Origin of the sequence: Streptomyces sp. Ag109_G2-15, from assembly GCF_900215565.1 — a bacterium.
Taxonomy (GTDB): Bacteria; Actinomycetota; Actinomycetes; order Streptomycetales; family Streptomycetaceae; genus Streptomyces; species Streptomyces diastatochromogenes.
This window is the reverse complement of the sequence record NZ_OCNI01000001.1, coordinates 3,863,769-3,879,179: the sequence shown is the minus strand read 5'-3', so window position 1 is coordinate 3,879,179 and position 15,411 is coordinate 3,863,769. Positions and strand designations below refer to the sequence as shown.

The 15,411-nt window shown below is 71.9% G+C and carries 9 protein-coding genes; 3 read left to right on the top strand and 6 right to left on the bottom strand.

What is annotated here, in order from left to right; genetic code table 11:
- Positions 1-133: 133 nt before the first annotated feature.
- The gene (locus CRP49_RS17415) at positions 134-2,473 is read right to left on the bottom strand and encodes an N-6 DNA methylase (RefSeq protein WP_097254199.1); all 2,340 of its coding nucleotides are present in this window, start codon (positions 2,471-2,473) and stop codon (positions 134-136) included.
- A 191-nt stretch (positions 2,474-2,664) separates the two neighbouring features.
- Here CRP49_RS17415 and CRP49_RS17410 point away from each other — a divergent pair, with 191 nt between their 5' ends.
- Positions 2,665-3,354 carry a hypothetical protein gene (locus CRP49_RS17410; RefSeq protein ID WP_097254198.1) on the top strand — a complete coding sequence of 230 codons (690 nt, stop codon included), beginning with the start codon at positions 2,665-2,667 and terminating at the stop codon, positions 3,352-3,354.
- 209 nt (positions 3,355-3,563) lie between these two features.
- On the top strand, positions 3,564-4,280 hold the full coding sequence (locus CRP49_RS17405; RefSeq protein WP_097254197.1) for a hypothetical protein: 717 nt from the start codon (positions 3,564-3,566) through the stop codon (positions 4,278-4,280).
- A 193-nt stretch (positions 4,281-4,473) separates the two neighbouring features.
- Here the strand turns inward: CRP49_RS17405 and CRP49_RS17400 are convergent, their stop codons facing one another.
- The 5 genes from CRP49_RS17400 to CRP49_RS17380 all read right to left on the bottom strand — a co-directional run bounded on the left by CRP49_RS17400 (position 4,474) and on the right by CRP49_RS17380 (position 13,434).
- Positions 4,474-5,217, bottom strand: coding sequence for an N-acetyltransferase (locus tag CRP49_RS17400; protein WP_179851656.1), 744 nt, complete (start codon positions 5,215-5,217; stop codon positions 4,474-4,476).
- A 98-nt stretch (positions 5,218-5,315) separates the two neighbouring features.
- The gene (locus CRP49_RS17395) at positions 5,316-6,032 is read right to left on the bottom strand and encodes an HNH endonuclease family protein (RefSeq protein ID WP_257033428.1); all 717 of its coding nucleotides are present in this window, start codon (positions 6,030-6,032) and stop codon (positions 5,316-5,318) included.
- Between the two features lie 216 nt (positions 6,033-6,248).
- Entirely contained in the window at positions 6,249-9,806 is a 3,558-nt protein-coding gene (gene mfd, locus CRP49_RS17390; RefSeq protein ID WP_097254194.1) for a transcription-repair coupling factor, read from the bottom strand.
- Between the two features lie 254 nt (positions 9,807-10,060).
- The gene (locus CRP49_RS17385) at positions 10,061-12,649 is read right to left on the bottom strand and encodes an ABC transporter permease (RefSeq protein ID WP_097254193.1); all 2,589 of its coding nucleotides are present in this window, start codon (positions 12,647-12,649) and stop codon (positions 10,061-10,063) included.
- Entirely contained in the window at positions 12,646-13,434 is a 789-nt protein-coding gene (locus CRP49_RS17380; RefSeq protein ID WP_094216630.1) for an ABC transporter ATP-binding protein, read from the bottom strand. Before CRP49_RS17380 ends, CRP49_RS17385 begins: the two co-directional genes overlap by 4 nt.
- Positions 13,435-13,879: 445 nt before the next feature.
- Here CRP49_RS17380 and CRP49_RS17375 point away from each other — a divergent pair, with 445 nt between their 5' ends.
- Positions 13,880-15,376: an MFS transporter gene (locus tag CRP49_RS17375; RefSeq protein WP_097254192.1), complete on the top strand. Its 1,497-nt coding sequence runs from the start codon at positions 13,880-13,882 to the stop codon at positions 15,374-15,376.
- Positions 15,377-15,411: the final 35 nt, after the last annotated feature.

Genomic DNA, 15,411 nt, shown 5'->3' with positions numbered 1-15,411 from the left:
AAATGGGTGCACGCGTCCGCCACGTGCGCTCGGCCGGGCGGACAACACCACTCGTGCGATGGTCGCTTCGAGCATATGGCCCGACACGGACAAGCGGTCCGTGTTGTACCGAACCGTTGTCCGGGCACCGCGGTCAATCGGGCGCGACGGTGCCGTCCGTGAGCCCGTCGTACATCCCGCGCACGAGCTGCTCCCCCAGCCGGCTCGCGTGGCGCAGCGCTCGCTCGAACTCGTCGAGTGCGCGGAAGCGTGCTCCGTAGCGGCGTTGTTCGTCGAGCGGGAGCCGGGGCAGCTGGAGGCGGCGCACGTCCAGGCGCGTGGCCGTGGACGCGTAGCTGCTGGCCTGGCGGTGGTTGGCCGTACCGCGCAGGAAACCGGCGAGGAACCAGGGGTCGAGTGCCGTGGGATCGGGGCGCAGCAGCACGAGGCTGCGCCCCAGGGCGGCGCCCCCCGTCGCGTCGTCGATCACGCGCGCCACCGAACCACCGCCGAGCACCGGTACGACGACGTCGCCCGGCTCGGTCAGCACGGCCTCCTCGTCGCTCTCCGGAAGCGTCCCGGAGGGTGCCGTTCCGGCGAGCACGTCATGGTCGGTGAGCACCGGCCCGCGCGCGTGGCCGCCGTTTCCGCCGGTGCGCAGCACCAGCGCGCCCCCGCGCGCGAGTTCGCCGACGGTGGTGAGCGGCCAGCGCGCGGGCGGCACCGGATCGGCGGGCGGCGGGGTGAGGTCGGCGGTCAGCCGCAGGGTCGCGCCGAGGCGTTCGCGCACCGCGGCGAGCGCCTCCGCGCCGTCGGCCACGGCCGGGGGCGGCAGATGGCGGGCGGGGGCGAGGTCCACGTCGTCGTCGAGCAGCTCGATGACCGGCACGGAACGCGCCAGCCCCGGCCGCTCCGCCAACCGCCCCGCGCGCTCGAAGGTGCGCCAGGCCTCCAGCACGGCGTCCCGGACCGCCTGCCAGTCCGGTCCGCCCCGCGCCTCGCCCGCGAACCGGCCGGTGTCGGCGAGCAGCACCTCGGGCGCCGCGGGCGTCCGGTCGGGCCGGCGCAGCACCCACACATGGAGCGGGATGTTGTACGGCGGCGCCGCCCCGACCGGCAACGCGACCACGGCCCGCAGCGCACCCCGGCGCAGCAGGTCGGCGCGGATCCGGCGGCCGGAACGGCGGGAGGCGGCGGCCGGCGGCATCAGCAGGACCGCGGTGCCGCCGTCGGCCAGCCGGGCCAGCGCGTGCTGCACCCAGGCCAGCTCGGACTCGGTGCGCGCGGGGAAGCCGTACTCCCAGCGGGGGTCGTAGGCCAGCTCGTCGTGACCCCAGTTGCGCTCGTTGAACGGCGGATGGCACAGGACGGCGTCGGCGCGCAGCTGCGGGTGGGCGTCGGCGCGCAGGGTGTCCCCGACGGCGCCGCGCACGGTGGCCCGGGTACCCAGCGCGAGCCGCAGCGCGGTCAGCGCGGCGAGGTCGGGCGCGCTGTCCTGGGCGTACAGCTCCTGGTCGGGGCGGGCGTCCACGGCACGCAGCAGGGCGCCGGTGCCGCAGGCCGGGTCCAGGACGGTGCGGGCGGGACCGGCGAGGTCGGCCATGAGGCCGGCGAGTTCGGCCGGGGTGAGCGTGTACTGGCGCGGGTTCGCGTCCAGATGCCGGCCCAGCAGGAACTCGAACGTCTGCCGGGCCCCCATCTCGGCGGCCAGCTCGGCGGCGCCGCGGAGGAGGGGGGTGGAGGGGAGGAGTTGGGGGCCGGTCGGGGTGTGGAGGGGGGGTGTGCTGGGGGTGGCGGGTGTGCCGTGGGTGGCAGGCACGCCGTGGGTGCCGGGTGCGGCATGGGCCGTCGGCGGGCCGTTCACGGTGGGCGGGGTGTTCACAGCGGGCGGGGTGTTCACAGCGCCCCCACTGTGTGCGGGGAGCTGGGTGTGAGCTGCCGGACCCGTGTTCACAGGTAGCGAGACGTTCACAGCACCCGGGGCTCGGGAGCCGGCCTCGTTGTGAGCCACCGTACCGGTGTTCACAGGAAGCGGACCGTTCACAGCCGATGAGGCGCCCGCGGCCCGGCCGCTGTGAACACCGCGGCCGTGTCCGGCGGCGCCGAAGCGCGGGGCCAGGACCTGGTCCAGCGCGCCGGGCAGCATCGCGGCCAGTCGCTCGTCGGAGCCGGCGCTCACGTCCAGCCAGACGGTGGGGCGCTCATGGATGAGCAGCAGGGCGCACCCCGCGTGCACCAGTGCGGTGACCGGCCCTTCGGGATGGCCGGCGAGCTGTTGCCAGACCCGCTCACGCAACGGGACCTCGGCCAGCTTGCCCTGCTTGCGCAGCCAGGCCTCCACCTCGGCCAGCGCGAAGGACGGGCTGGTCTCGGTGCCGCCGACCGGCTTGGGGAAGTCGGCGTGCCGACGGCGCCAGTTGCTGACGGCGGCCCGGCCCACCCCGGCGAGCCGCGCGATACCGGCCGCGGTCACCTCTGTCGCGTTGTCCTGCACCGGCCCCGCTCCCCTCGTCCCGTGTGTGCGCCGAGCATACCGACGTACACAAGATCCCTGCATTCACGAGCGTGTACATAACCAAGCCTGTGAACCGTGTTGACTCGGTTCACAGGCTCTGGTCTTATTGACCCAGCGAACGAGCGGCCAGCCGGAGGGGGCGGTCGCCACGCCAGGGGAGGGGTCCCGTCATGGGCATGAAGGGCAAGATCGCGCTCGGCGCCGTCGTGGGGGTCGTCGTCATCGGTACCGTGTCCGCGAACGCCGGCAACGGCGGCAAGGACGCCGGTTCCGGCAGCAGCGGCAAGGACTCTTCGGCCTCTGCCACGCACCAGCCCGGCGGAAAGAAAGACTCGGGGGGCGCCGAGGCGGCCGAGAAGAAGAAGGCCGCCTTCGACGGGGACGGCGACTACCAGGTCGGCTCCGACATCAAGCCCGGCACCTACCGCACCACCGGCAACACCGACGGCATGTGCTACTGGGAGCGCGCCAAGGACGCCTCGGGCGAGACGGACTCGGTGCTGGCCAACGACAACGTCACCGGCACGAGTTACGTCACCGTCAAGCCCGGCGACAAGCTGTTCAAGTCGACCGGCTGCAACGACTGGGAAGCCGTGGCCCCGAAGGCGAAGGGCACGCCCGCCTCCTCGATGGACGGCGACGGCGGCATGTTCAAGGTCGGCACGGACATCGCGCCCGGCACCTACAAGTCCTCCGGAAACACCGACGACTCCTGCTACTGGGAGCGCGCCAAGGACGCCGAGCAGGGGCTCGACTCGGTCATCGCCAACAACAACGTGACCGGCACGGCTGTCGTCACCATCAGCTCCACGGACGCCTACTTCAAGACGACCGGCTGCGGCGTCTGGAAGAAGGCATGACCCGACCGACCCGGCCACCGGTGCGCAGCCGAGCGCCGGGCACCGGCCGGCCCCACGACCCCCCTTGCCCTCCGCGCCTCCCACTCGTCCGGCCGTCGCGTCATCGGCGCCCGGCCGTGGCCCAGCGTCCGACGGTGCACCCCGCCCCGGACGCCGTACGGAATGCCGTACACACGTCCCCGTTTCACCTCTCTTCTTGAAGGACTGTCATGCGTCTCCCGTCCCGTGTCGTCACTCTGCTCGCCGTCGCGGCACTCCCCCTGGCCCTGTCCGCCTGCTCCTCGGGGTCCTCCTCCGACACCGGCGCGAGCGCCAAGCCGGCCAAGGAGCAGAACCCCAACGCCGGTCTGCTCACCGGTACTCAGCTGAAGAAGGTCCTGGCGCCCGCGTCGGCCTTCCCGTCCGGGTTCACCCGCGCTGCGGACGGCGCCTCGGACAGCGGGAGCCAGTTCCTCTCCCCGTCCAGCAGGAAGACCGCGAAGCCGGACTGCACCAGGCTGGAGGGCACGGCCTGGATCCAGGTGACCGGCTTCGAGGGAGGCGTGTCCTTCGCGCAGGACGACTATGTGAACCAGGACAAGACCGAGGAAATCACCCAGGAGATCGACGAGTTCCAGGGCACCACGGCGAAGACGGTGATGAAGGAACTGCAGTCCGTCGCCACCGAGTGCGCCACGTTCACGGACACGGACACCCACGCCAAGGTGAAGGTCATGGGCCGGTCCACGGCCGGGCTCGGTGACGAGGCGTACACGATGACGCTGACGAGCGGCGCCTGGGAGACCGGCACCACGCTCGTCGCGGCCCGTTCCGGCAACACCGTGATCACCGTGCTGTCCACGGCGGGCAGCGACAACGGTGCCGCGGCCGCCAAGAAGTTGACCACCCGGGTCGTGGGGTCCTTGAAGGACAAGAAGACCGCGTGATCCGCGCGGCAGGCGGGACCGCCTGATCCATGGGCCGGGCCGGCGGACGCACCCGCCGGCCCGGCCGCACGACGACCACGACCGCCGACGGCTCACCGGCCGGCGGTCACGCCGTACGGGCGTCATCGGCTTCATCGGCGTCATCAGCCTGAACGTGCCGGGCGGCCGACGCTGGGCCGGGCCCGGCGCGAGGTCACAGCGGGTGCCGCATCCATACGTTGGGCTCGACGTACACCGCGTACCCGCGCTCCGGTTCGCAGCGGACCGGGACCAGTGCGCCGGGCACCTCGACGTCCCCCGGGGTGTCGAAGGGCAGCCCGGTCCAGCGGCGCCAATCCTCCAGCGAGGCGCTCACGGTCATGGAGGCCGGGGCGATGGAGTCGATGGTGGCGCCGGCCCGGGCGTGGACGCGCAGCCAGGGGTCTTCGGGCAGGCCGTCGGGGCGGACCCGGTGGGCGTACTCGGTGATCGGGGTGTGCGGTTCGCGGTGCTTGGCGTTCGGGCGGACGGGGGCGACGACCTCACGGAAGCCGTGGGCGCGGGCGTTGTCCCGCATCGCCGAGAGCATGACGCCGGACAGGCCGTGGCCCTGGGCGTGCGGGGCGATGACGACGGAGATCGCGCTGACCGTGTCCGGGCGGGTGCCGCGGCGCAGGTCGGCGAAGGCCCACAGCAGCGTCTGGTCCCAGCCCCGGGCGGGCAGGGCGCCCCGGCCCTCGGCGGCGAGGGAGAAGGGCACGCTGTAGGCGTGGGCCACGACCTCGCCCCGCTCGTCCTCGGCGAACAGCGCGTACTGCGGCAGTTCGGTGGGGATGCGGCCGTAATGGGCGTTGCCCACCGGGTCGTTGGTCACGAACTCGGGCCATGTGTCGGCCATCGCGAGCACCGCCGGCAGCCGGTCGGGCCGCTCGGCGAGGGTGCTTACCTTTACGTCCATGCCGGTCACCGTAAACGGCGCGTGCCCGGCGGGACAGCGAATTCGGCCGCCCACCAGCGCGTCACCGGATACCGCCGGCGGACGTGCCCCGCCCCGGCTCACCGCGCCCGGAACCGCTCCGGGGCCTTCGTCGGGTTGCCACCCGTGGGGAGTTTCTGGTCCGGGCAGGTGGCGAGGACCTTCTTCATCGCGGCCTTCTCGGCGGCGGTGACCCACAGGCCGTACTTCTTCTTGACGGCCACCTGGGCGGCCACATAGGTGCAGCGGTAGGCCTGGTTGGGCGGGATCCAGGTGGCGGTGTCCCCGTCACCCTTGCCGCGGTTGGTGCTCGCGTCGACCGCGAGCAGGTTGAGCGGGTCGTTGGCCAGGGCTATGCGCTTGCTGGGGGCCCAGTACTTCGCGCCCTTCTGCCAGGCGTCCGAGAGGGCGACGACATGGTCGATGTCGACCTGGCTGCGGCCGCGCCGGTAGGTGATGTCCTTGCCGGAGTACGGGTCGGGCTCCAGCAGGCCGTAGGTGACCTTGCAGGTGCCGCCGGTGACCTTCACGGCCTTCAGGTCGCGCTTGAGTATGTCGTCGCGGGTGTCGCAGGAGTTGGAGTCGGTGTCGGCCCAAGCGGTGCCGAACCGGGCCCGGGAGTAACCGGTCTTCGGGGCGCGGCCCTTGACGGGCAGCGACTCGGCGGCGGCCAGGGCAGCGCCCCCGCCTCCCGTCCGCTCGGGCCCGGAGGCCCCCTTGCCGTGCTCGGCCTTGCAGCCCGCCACCGCGACCATCACGACCGCAGCGGTGACCGCCCCACCCCTCAGACGCCTCACGCGCGTCCCCCCTGGCTCGCCCTGGTCCGCCCTCATATGCGGGGCGGATCGTTCCGCCTACCACCGTAACGGCCGTACGACGTCCCTCCGATGGGGGCCGGCGAGGAGATTTCGTGCGACCGGTGGTGCGGGGGCATGTGGCGCCCGGAACCGAGCGCGGGGCGGCAGGGTCGCACGCCCCCTCAAGGCCTACGACCCCGGAATCCGCCCCGCCGCCTACGACCCCAGGATCGAGGCGAGGAACTCCCCGACCCAGCCCAGCAGTTCGCGGCCGACCAGCGGCTTGCCGCCCACCTTCGCGGTCTTCGGGCGCGGTACCAGCACCTGGTGGACGGCCGGCTTGATGACCGTGCCCGGGTACAGGCGCTTGACCCGCAGCTCCTGCGACTCGCGCAGCTCCACGGGCGCGAAGCGGATGTTGGTGCCCTGCAGGACGATCTCGCCGACGCCGCACGCGCGCGCGAGCATCCGCAGCCCGGCCACCAGCAGCAGGTTCTCCACCGGTTCGGGCAGTTTGCCGTAGCGGTCGGTGAGTTCCTCGCGGACGGCCTTGATGTCCTCCTCGGAGTTGGCGGAGGCGATGGCCCGGTAGGCCTGCAGGCGCAGCCGCTCGCCGGGCGCGTAGTCGTGCGGGACGTGGGCGTCGACGGGCAGCTCGATCTTGACCTCGAGCGGCGGCTCCTCCTCGATCTCGCCGGTCTCCAGCTGGCGCCGGTAGTCGGCGACGGCCTCGCCGACCATGCGCACGTACAGGTCGAAGCCGACGCCGGCGATGTGCCCGGACTGCTCGCCGCCGAGGAGGTTTCCGGCTCCTCGGATCTCCAGGTCCTTCATCGCCACGTACATGCCCGCGCCCATCTCGGTGTGCTGGGCGATCGTCGCCAGACGCTCGTGCGCGGTCTCCGTGAGCGGCTTCTCCGGCGGGTAGAGGAAGTAGGCGTAGCCGCGTTCCCTGCCTCGTCCGACGCGGCCGCGCAGCTGGTGCAGCTGGGAGAGGCCGAAGGTGTCGCCGCGCTCCACGATCAGTGTGTTGGCATTGGAGATGTCGATGCCGGACTCGACGATCGTCGTGGAGACGAGCACGTCGAACTTCTTCTCCCAGAAGTCGACGACGACCTGCTCCAGGGCCGACTCGGACATCTGGCCGTGGGCGGTGGCGATGCGCGCCTCGGGGACGATGTCGCGCAGTCGCGCCGCGGCGCGGTCGATGGACTCGACCCGGTTGTGGATGTAGAAGACCTGGCCCTCGCGCAGCAGTTCGCGGCGGATGGCCGCGCCGATCTGCTTCTCCTCGTACGGCCCGACGAAGGTGAGGACGGGGTGGCGCTCCTCGGGCGGGGTGGTGATCGTGGACATCTCGCGGATGCCGGTGACCGCCATCTCCAGGGTGCGCGGGATCGGGGTCGCGGACATGGTCAGTACGTCGACGTTGGCGCGGAGCTTCTTCAGCTGCTCCTTGTGCTCGACGCCGAAGCGCTGCTCCTCGTCGACGATGACCAGGCCGAGGTCCTTGAACCTGGTCTCGGAGGAGAACAGGCGGTGGGTGCCGATGACGACGTCGACCGCACCGTCCTTGAGGCCCTCCAGGACGGCCTTGGCCTCGGTGTCGGTCTGGAAGCGGGAGAGCGCCCGCACGTTCACCGGGAACTGCGAGTACCGGTCGGAGAACGTGCCGAAGTGCTGCTGCACCAGCAGGGTCGTGGGGACGAGGACGGCGACCTGCTTGCCGTCCTGTACGGCCTTGAAGGCGGCGCGGACCGCGATCTCGGTCTTGCCGTAGCCGACGTCGCCGCAGACCAGGCGGTCCATGGGGACGGACTTCTCCATGTCCTCCTTGACCTCGGCGATGGTGGTGAGCTGGTCGGGGGTCTCCGCGTACGGGAAGGCGTCCTCCAGCTCGCGCTGCCAGGGGGTGTCCGCCCCGAAGGTGTGGCCGGGGGCGGCCATACGGGCGCTGTAGAGCTTGATCAGGTCGGCGGCGATCTCCTTGACCGCCTTCTTCGCGCGCGCCTTGGTCTTCGTCCAGTCGGCGCCGCCGAGGCGGTGCAGGGTGGGGGCCTCGCCGCCGACGTACTTGGTGATCTGCTCCAGCTGGTCGGTGGGGATGTAGAGGCGGTCGCCCGGCTGGCCGCGCTTGGCGGGGGCGTACTCCACGACCAGGTACTCGCGGGTGGCGCCCTGCACGGTGCGCTGCACCATCTCGATGTAGCGGCCGACGCCGTGCTGTTCGTGGACGATGTAGTCGCCCGGCTCCAGGGTGAGCGGGTCGATGGTCTTGCGGCGGCGGGCCGGCATGCGGGCGCCGTCCTTGCCGGCGGCCTTCTGGCCGGACAGGTCGGTCTCGGTGAGGACGGCGAGCCGGAGCGCCGGGTCCACGAAGCCGAAGTCGATCGAGCCGCAGGAGACGTGCACCAGGGCGGGGTTCAGCTCGCCGAGGTCGGCGTCGAGGCGGGCGGCGATGCCCTCGCCGCCGAGCACCTCCACGGTGCGGGCGGCCGGGCCGTGGGCCTCGGTGACGAAGACCGTGCGCCAGCCGTCGGCGAGCCAGCCCTTGGTGTCGGCGAGGGCCTTGGCGGTGTCGCCGCGGTAGGTCTCGGGGGCGTGCATGCCCACCTTGAGGGTGTCCCCCGCCGCGTCAGCGGCAAATGGATCCGTCAGCTCTTCGTCGGCGGCGAAGGGCGAGACGGACCACCACATCATGTCCAGTTCGCGGGCGCGGGCGCGGACGTCGGCGATGGACCACAGGGAGGCCGCGCCGACGTCGATGGGAGCCTCGCCGCCGCCTGCCGTGGCCGCCCAGGAGGCCTGCAGGAACTCCTGGCTCGTCGCCACCAGGTCCGCGGCGCGCGTGCGGACCCGCTCCGGGTCGCAGACGACGGCCATGGCGCCCTTGGGCAGGACGTCGAGCAGCAGCTCCATGTCGTCCACCAGGACCGGGGCCAGGGACTCCATGCCCTCGACCGCGATGCCCTCGGCGATCTTGTTGAGCAGCTCCCCCAGCTCGGGGTGTTCCTCGGCGAGGGCACGCGCGCGTGCCCGTACGTCGTCCGTGAGCAGCAGTTCGCGGCAGGGCGGGGCCCACAGGCCGTGCTCGGCGACTTCGAGGGAGCGCTGGTCGGCGACCTTGAAGTAGCGGATCTCCTCGACGTCGTCGCCCCAGAACTCGATGCGCAGGGGGTGTTCCTCGGTGGGCGGGAACACGTCCAGGATGCCGCCGCGTACGGCGAACTCGCCGCGCTTCTCGACCAGCTCCACGCGCGCGTAGGCGGCGGCCGCGAGGGCTTCCACGACCTCGTTCAGGTCGGCCGTCTGCCCCGTCCTCAAGGCCACCGGCTCCAGGTCGCCGAGGCCCTTGACCTGCGGCTGGAGCACGGACCGTACGGGTGCCACGACCACGGAGACCGGGCCGGTCTCGGGGTCGTCGGGGCGGGGGTGGGCGAGGCGGCGCAGGACGGCGAGGCGGCGGCCGACGGTGTCGCTGCGCGGGCTGAGGCGCTCGTGCGGGAGGGTCTCCCAGGAGGGGTACTCCACGACGCCCTCCGGGGGCAGCAGCGAGCGCAGGGCCGCCGCCAGGTCCTCGGCCTCGCGGCCCGTCGCCGTCACCGCGAGCACCGGGCGGGCGGCCTCGCGGGCGAGGGCGGCGACCGCGAAGGGGCGGGCGGCGGGTGGGCCGACGAGGTCGATGTGCATGCGGTTGCCGTCCGCGGCCGCCGTGATCGCTTCCGCGAGGGCGGGGTCCTTGACTACGGCGTCGAGCAGACCGTGCAGGCTCATGGAGGAGGCTTTCCGTCCGGGTGTGGGCAACGCGAATAACCCGACTCGTGTGAGGGGCCGGGGGTCTCCAGCGTACGACGCTGCGCTCGCGGGTGCGGGGGCTGTGGATAACCGTCAGGGGGGACAGTGAAAAACCCGGTGCCGGGAAGTCCCCCAGGACTTCCCGGCACCGGGTCCATCCCCCGCAACCCCCGTATGCGGTGGCTGTCGGCCTCGGGCGCCCCCGTGTGCGGCCCTCGGCCCTGCCTGCGCGGCTAGTCCGTCGCGATGGCGTTCAGTACGTTCATCCGGCCCGCCCGGAACGCCGGGATCAGGGCGGCGAACAGGCCCACGAAGGCCGAGCCGACGAAGACGGCGGTGATCGTCGGCCAGGGGATCTCCAGGACCTTCAGGCCTTCCAGCGCGAGGAGCTTCTGGGCGGTCGCGCCCCAGCCCATGCCGAGGCCGAGGCCCAGCAGGGCGCCGAAGACGGCGATCACCACGGACTCCAGGCGGATCATGCGGCGCAGCTGGCGGCGGGAGAGGCCGATCGCCCGCATCAGGCCGATCTCGCGGGTGCGCTCGACCACGGACAGGGCCAGCGTGTTCACCACACCGAGGATCGCGACGATGATCGCGAGGGCCAGGAGGCCGTAGATCATGTTCAGCAGCTGCCCGATCTGGTCCTTCAGCGCCTGCTTGTAGTCGGTCTGGTCACGTACGGTCAACTCCGGGTGGCCGTCGTGCAGGGCCGCCTTCAGCGCCTTGTAGGCGGCCGCCTGCTGCCCGTCCTTGGCGGTGGCGAAGACCAGCGCGTCGAGCGGCATCCCGTCGGCGGGCACGTACTTCTCGAGCGTGGCGAGGGAGGTGTACTTGGCGCCCTGGTCGATCACCTCGTCGCTGCTGGTGATCGCGCGGACCGTCAGGTGAGCGGTGGCGCCCTCCTTGAAGGCGACGGTGATCTTCGAGCCGAGGTGGATGCCGTGGGCCTTGGCGAACTTCTCGTGGACGGACATCGAGTCGGGCAGGTAGGCGTCCTTGAGGTTCCCGGCGACGGTCTTCTTGCGCAGGTCGGTCGCGTACGTCGGGTCGGCCGCCGTGATGTCGGTGTCCCTGAGCGTCTGGCCGTCCGGGGTGGTGAAGTCGGCCAGGGCCGGCCGGTACTCGGTGACCCGTGTGAGGCCCGGGGTGTCCTTGATGGCCTTGACCGCCTGGGGTGCGATGAGACCGTTCTGCGGGTTGTCCGGCGCGATGATGAAGTCCGTACCGACCGTCTTGTCGAGCTGGTCGGTGGCGGAGGCCACCATGGAGGAGCCGACCACCGACAGGCAGGCCACCAGGGCCAGGCCGATCATCAGGGCCGCGCCGGTGGCGCCGGTGCGGCGCGGGTTGCGCAGCGCGTTGCGCTCGGCCATCCGGCCGACGGGGCCGAAGATCCGCAGCATGACCGCGCCGAGGACGCGGACCAGGCCGCCGGCGAGCAGCGGGCCGATGACGACGAAGCCGATCAGGGTCAGCACCACGCCCAGGCCCAGCATGCCCGAGCCGCTCTTGGCCTTGTCGGCGGTGGCGGCGGCGTACAGGCTCGCGACGCCTGCGCCGGTGAGGAACAGGCCGATCAGGGCCCGTACGAGCCCGGCCTTGGCGTCGGCCGGGGCGCCCGCGTCGCGCAGTGCGGCCATCGGGGAGACCTTGCCGGCGCGGCGGGCGGGCAGGTAGGCGGCGAGGACGGTGACGATCACGCCGAGGAGCAGGCCGACGGTGGGGGTCGTCCAGGCCACGGTCAGGTCGTCGGTGGACAGGTGCATGCCCATGGTGCCCATGAGCTTCATCAGGCCGACCGCGATGCCCACGCCCGCGCCGACGCCGAGCACGGAGCCGATCACGCCGAGCAGCAGCGCCTCGACCAGCACGGACCGGTTGACCTGGCTGCGGGAGGAGCCGATGGCGCGCATCAGGCCGATCTCCCGGGTGCGCTGGGCGACCAGCATCGAGAAGGTGTTGATGATCAGGAAGATGCCGACCAGGAAGGCGATCCCGGCGAAGCCGAGCATCGCGTACTTCATGACGTTCAGGATGCTCTCGACGTTCTTCTGGTTGGCCTTGGCGACCTCCTTGGCGGTCTGCACCTTGTAGCCGTGGCCGAGTGCGGCGGTCACGTTCTTCTTCAGCTGTGCGTCGGTGACGCCCTGGGCGGCGGTGACGTTGACGTTGGTGTACACGCCGGTCCGGCCGACCAGGTTCTGCTGGGCGGTCTTCGTGTCCAGGTAGAAGATCGCCGCGCCGGGGTTGGTGACGGTGAAGGTGGCGATGCCGGACACGCGCGCGTGGTGCGTGCCGAGGACGTTGATCATGCCGATGTCGTCGCCGAGCCTGAGGTGGTGCTTGTCGGCGGTGTCCGCGTCGACCATGACCTGGCCGGGGCCCTTGGGCGCCGTACCGGAGGTGATCTTCATGGTGCGGGCGTCGTTGCCGTTCCAGCTGCCGACGATGGTGGGCGCGCCGCTGCTGGGCGACAGCTTGTCCTTGTCGGCGTCGACCACGGTGACCGAGGTGGAGAACACCGTGCCCTCGGCCGCCTTGACGCCCTGGGCCGTGCGGATCTCGCCGAGCACGGAGGCCGGCATGACCGGCGGCTTGCCGGTGCGGGAGGTGGTCTCGCCGGTGTCGGAGGAGCCCTTGGCGGTGACCGTGACGTCCGACGAGGTCGCCTGGAAGAGGTTGTCGAAGGTGGTGTTCATCGTGTCGGTGAACACCAGGGTGCCGCAGACGAAGGCCACCGACAGCAGTACCGCGATCGCCGACAGCGCCATGCGGCCCTTGTGCGCGAAGAAGTTGCGCATCGAGGTCTTCAGGACGGTCATGACGTACGCCCCCGGGCGTCGAAGTCCTTCATGCGGTCCAGGACCTGATCGGCCGTCGGCTGGTACATCTCGTCGACGATCCTGCCGTCGGCGAGGTAGAGCACGCGGTCCGCGTAGGAGGCGGCGACCGGGTCGTGGGTGACCATCACGATGGTCTGGCCCAGTTCGTCCACCGAGCGGCGCAGGAAGCCCAGAACCTCCGCTCCCGCGCGCGAGTCGAGGTTTCCGGTCGGCTCGTCACCGAAGATGATCTCCGGGCGGGCGGCGAGCGCACGGGCCACGGCGACGCGCTGCTGCTGGCCGCCGGAGAGCTGGGTGGGCCGGTGCTTGAGCCGTCCGGCGAGCCCCACGGTCTCCACGACCCGGTCGAGCCAGGCGCGGTCCGGCTTGCGCCCCGCTATGTCCATGGGCAGCGTGATGTTCTCGAGCGCGTTGAGCGTCGGCAGCAGGTTGAACGCCTGGAAGATGAACCCGATCCGGTCCCGGCGCAGCTGGGTGAGCTTCTTGTCCTTCAGGCCGGTGATCTCGGTCTCGTCCAGGTAGATCTGACCGCTGGTCACCGTGTCGAGGCCGGCGAGGCAGTGCATCAGGGTGGACTTGCCGGACCCCGAGGGGCCCATGATCGCGGTGAACTGGCCGCGGGCGATGTCCACGTCGACGTGGTCCAGGGCGACGACACGGGTCTCGCCGGACCCGTACGCCTTCACGACCTGCCGCGCCCGCGCGGCAACGGCCGTACGCCCTCCAGTTCCCCCGTGCCTGGTAGTGGTCACAGCCGATGTCACGGTATGTCTCCTAAGTCGGTCGGCAGGTGTGTCGTCGCGCCCCGGTGTGCCGGTGCGTCGTCGTGGGTACGGCGTCGAGTCTCGCGTGCGGCGGGCATGCCCCGCGCTGGTGCGAAGCCCCCTCTTGTGCGGGGGAAAACCCCACCCCCGTCGGTTCGGTCAACCGCCCCCCGGCGGCGTAAAGCCAGGTTAAGGACAGCACCGGGTCCGTCTCCTCCTCCGGCGGTACGAACCCTCCCCGGGCCGTAGTGCGGAGAGACCCCTAGGGGTGGTCCACCGCCGGGTGGAGTCCTTCTCGGGGTCGACTCCACCCTCCGGCCCAGAAAGCCTCCACCCTCTCGTCGCGTCAGGGTCAAGTTGCGGGTGCCGTGGGAAGCTGTCGTACCGGAGATAGATGCAGGGGACACGGGACGGGTCCGGGTGGGGACCCAGGGGAGGGGATCCGGTGGGGAGTACGACACCCGCGATACGCGGCGGCGCCACGACAGGGCAGGGCACCCGCAGGAGAGGCGCGGTGGTCGCCGCGCTGATGCTGTCGATGGCGCTGGCCGCGCTGGACGCCACGATCGTCTCCACCGCCGTACCGCAGATCGTCGGCGACCTCGGCGGGTTCTCCGTCTTCTCCTGGCTGTTCTCCGGCTATCTGCTCGCCGTCACCGTCACCCTGCCCGTCTACGGCAAGCTGTCCGACACCTTCGGCCGCAAGCCGGTCCTGGTCGCGGGCGCCGCCGTGTTCCTGCTGGGCTCGCTGCTGTGCGCCGGCGCGTGGAACATGGCGGCGCTGATCGCGTTCCGGGTCGTGCAGGGGCTGGGCGGCGGCGCGTTGCAGGGGACGGTGCAGACGCTGGCCGCCGACCTGTACCCGCTGGCGGAGCGCCCGAAGATCCAGGCCAGGCTGTCCACGGTGTGGGCGGTGTCGGCGGTGGCCGGGCCGGGCCTTGGCGGGGCGCTGGCCGCGTACGCCGACTGGCGGTGGATCTTCCTCGTCAACCTGCCGATCGGCGCGGCCGCGTTGTGGCTGATCGTCCGTCATCTGCACGAGCCCGAGCGGGAAAAGGCCGCCCGCGCGCGCGTGGACTGGGCGGGCGCGCTCGCGGTGTTCGCGTGCGGCGGGGTGCTGCTGACCGCGCTGGTGCAGGGCGGGGTGGCCTGGGCGTGGCTGTCGGCGCCCTCGCTCGCGCTGTTCGGCACCGGGCTCGCCCTGGTGGGCGTGGTGGTGTGGGTGGAGCGGCGGGCGGCGGAGCCGATCATCCCGGGGTGGGTGTGGCGGCGCCGTACGATCGCGGCCGTCAATCTGGCGTTCGGCGCGCTGGGGCTGCTGATGGTGGCGCCGTCGGTGTTCCTGCCGACGTACGCCCAGTCGGTGCTCGGACTCGGCCCCGCGGCGGCCGGCCTCGTGCTGTGTGTGTGGACGCTGACCTGGTCGGGGTCGGCGGCGGTCAGCCAGCACGTGTACCGGCGCATCGGCTTCCGTGACACCGCGCTGCTCGGCATCGGCGCGGGCGCGCTGATCCTGCTCGCGTTCCCGTTCCTGCCGTATCCCGGTTCCTGGTGGCAGCCGATGCTGCTGATGCTGGCGCTGGGCGGGGTGCTGGGGCTGTTCCAGCTGCCGCTGATCATCGGGGTGCAGTCGACGGTGGGCTGGTCGGAGCGGGGGACGACGACCGCGTCGGTGCTGTTCTGCCGGCAGACCGGGCAGACCGTGGGCGCCTCCCTGTTCGGTGCCGTCGCCAACGCGGTGCTGGCCGCGCGGCTGGGCGGGGCGGGCGACCTGGAGTCCGTCACGCGCGCGTGGGACGGCGGTACGGCTCCGGAGGCGACGCGGCGGGCGATCGCCGCGGCGGTGCACGCGGTGTACTTCGGCGCGGCATGCGCGGCGGCACTGGCCTTCCTGGTGCTGCTGGTGGTGGCGCCACGGAAGTTTCCGGTGCGGCAGGAATAGGCGCGCGGGGAGGCCGGGGCATGGCCCTGCCCCCT

Coding starts and splice junctions, on each gene's coding strand:
- CRP49_RS17410 (WP_097254198.1), top strand. CDS start 2,665: ATGGGCATGAAGGGCAAGATCGCGCTCGGCGCCGTCGTGGGGGTCGTC.
- CRP49_RS17405 (WP_097254197.1), top strand. CDS start 3,564: ATGCGTCTCCCGTCCCGTGTCGTCACTCTGCTCGCCGTCGCGGCACTC.
- CRP49_RS17400 (WP_179851656.1), bottom strand. CDS start 5,217: ATGGACGTAAAGGTAAGCACCCTCGCCGAGCGGCCCGACCGGCTGCCG.
- mfd (WP_097254194.1), bottom strand. CDS start 9,806: ATGAGCCTGCACGGTCTGCTCGACGCCGTAGTCAAGGACCCCGCCCTC.
- CRP49_RS17385 (WP_097254193.1), bottom strand. CDS start 12,649: ATGACCGTCCTGAAGACCTCGATGCGCAACTTCTTCGCGCACAAGGGC.